1 protein-coding gene is annotated in these 373 nt (G+C 74.3%); it reads right to left on the bottom strand.

The features are described from left to right. On the bottom strand, positions 1–373 hold a 373-nt coding region (locus IH54_RS41105; protein WP_043183713.1), incomplete at both ends, for an acyltransferase domain-containing protein.

The raw sequence follows: 373 nt of genomic DNA, 5'->3' as shown, positions 1-373 counted from the left end.
GGTGTGTGCGGGTTGGGGGGTGATGCCGTCGAGGGTGGTGAGGATCTGGTCGCGGAGTTGGTCGACCTGGGGGCTGTGGGAGGCGTAGTCCACGTCGATGGTCCGGGCCCGGTGGCCTTCGGCCTCGCATGCGGCCACGACCGCGGCGACCTGGTCGGGCGGCCCGGAAACGACCGTGGACGCGGGCCCGTTGAAGGCGGCGGCGGTGACCTGGCCGGCGTCGGCGGCCAGTTCGGTGAGCAGTTGCGCGGTGTCGTCGGGGCCCAGTGCGAGGGAGGCCATGGCGCCTTGGCCGGCGAGGGCGCGGAGTGCTTGGGAGCGGAGGGCGACGACGCGGGCGGCGTCTTGGAGGGTGAGGGCTCCGGCGACGGTG

The sequence above is a fragment of the Streptomyces sp. NRRL F-5123 genome (genome assembly GCF_000721495.1).
Classification (GTDB): Bacteria; Actinomycetota; Actinomycetes; order Streptomycetales; family Streptomycetaceae; genus Actinacidiphila.
This window is presented reverse-complemented; position numbering and strand designations above follow the sequence as displayed.